Below are 1469 nucleotides of genomic sequence, written 5' to 3'. Positions count from 1 at the left end.
GCGGGGGTCTCACAGGCAGCGGTGGTCGCTCGCGACGCGGGCGAACTGGGCAAACAACTGGTCGGGTACGTGGTGCCCGACCAGACTACGGACGTTGGCGGAGGCGAGGAGGTTGTCGAGCAATGGCGTCGCGCATACGACAGCCTGTACTCCGCCACGGGAAATGTCGAGGATACGCAAGGTTCGAGTTTGGGCGCAGATTTCTCGATCTGGAGAAGTAGCTACTCGGATTCCGCAATCGGGGTGGAACAGATGCGCGAGTGGCAGTCGGTGACCGTGAATCAGATTCGCAGAACTGGCCTTGGGCGCGTGCTCGAGATCGGCGTTGGATCCGGGCTCCTTCTCTCACGATTGGCTCCTGAATGTGAGGAATACTGGGCTACCGATTTCTCTTCGGCGACGATCGACAAGCTCACGCGGAACCTGCAAGAGTTGGAGGCAGATTGGACTGATCGAGTGCTACTGCGCGTCCAAGCCGCCGATAATGCTGCCGGATTACCAGACGGGCACTTCGATACCGTGGTCCTGAACTCGGTCATTCAATACTTCCCGTGCGAGCTCTACCTCCGCGGAGTGATCGAAACGGCATTTCGATTGCTCGCTCCTGGAGGTGCAGTATTTATTGGAGATGTCCGTAATCTGACATTGATCGAGGAATTCGCAACCGGGGTTGCTATTGCACAGGTCGGAGGAGACGACCCTTCGACTGTCAGGGAGCGGGTACGTCGAAATATTTCAGCCGAGCAAGAGCTATTGGTGGCGCCTGAATATTTCTCAGCGATTGCTGATCTCCACGATGATATCGCTGCGGTGGATATTGCTCTGAAGCGAGGATTCGCAGTTAACGAGCTGACTCGATACCGCTATGACGTCGTTCTTCGTAAGGGCCCGTTTCCGACGCTATCGGTGGCGGGGGTACCACATGAGAGGTTCGTGGATCGAGGTCGCTTGGAGTCTCTGCTGGCCGCGTGGTGTGATGGTTGGGTCCGTGTCACCGACATCCCGCATGCCGGGCTGGTCGACGAGATTCGGGCAGCGCAACGCATCCGGAACGGACAACCGGTAGCCAAGTGGGGCTTGCTCGGGACCGAGTCAATGCTTGCTGAGTCGGCGGAACGCCCTGCGGGTTTGTTGCCCGAGGATTTGTGGACTCTCGGCCAACGGCTAGGTTTCAGTGTCTCTGTTACATGGTCCGCACAACCGGATTGCATGGATGCGGTGTTTGTCGAGTCATCGGTCGTCGACGGTCGACAAGTGACGGACGCCTTCTCTGCGCAGGTACACGTCGTTGATCCTGCGCGGTGCACGAACAACCCTCGAGCCGGTCTCCTGGCTACCTCAGTCCGGCAGTTCGCAGCCGATCACCTGCCGGAGTTCATGGTGCCCGCGGCGGTGGTGATGCTCGAGAGGCTGCCCCTGACATCGAACGGGAAGCTGGACCGCAAGGCGTTGCCGGAACCCGAGTTCGT

Annotated in this window: 1 protein-coding gene; it reads left to right on the top strand. The window is 59.1% G+C overall.

What is annotated here, in order from left to right; genetic code table 11:
• Positions 1-21: 21 nt before the first annotated feature.
• Positions 22-1469 (top strand): bifunctional 2-polyprenyl-6-hydroxyphenol methylase/3-demethylubiquinol 3-O-methyltransferase UbiG (locus tag K940_RS29865; protein ID WP_155981062.1); only part of this gene is annotated, 1448 nt, incomplete at its 3' end.

It is taken from the genome of Nocardia sp. CNY236 (assembly GCF_000482385.1).
Taxonomy (GTDB): Bacteria; Actinomycetota; Actinomycetes; order Mycobacteriales; family Mycobacteriaceae; genus Nocardia.
This window is presented reverse-complemented; position numbering and strand designations above follow the sequence as displayed.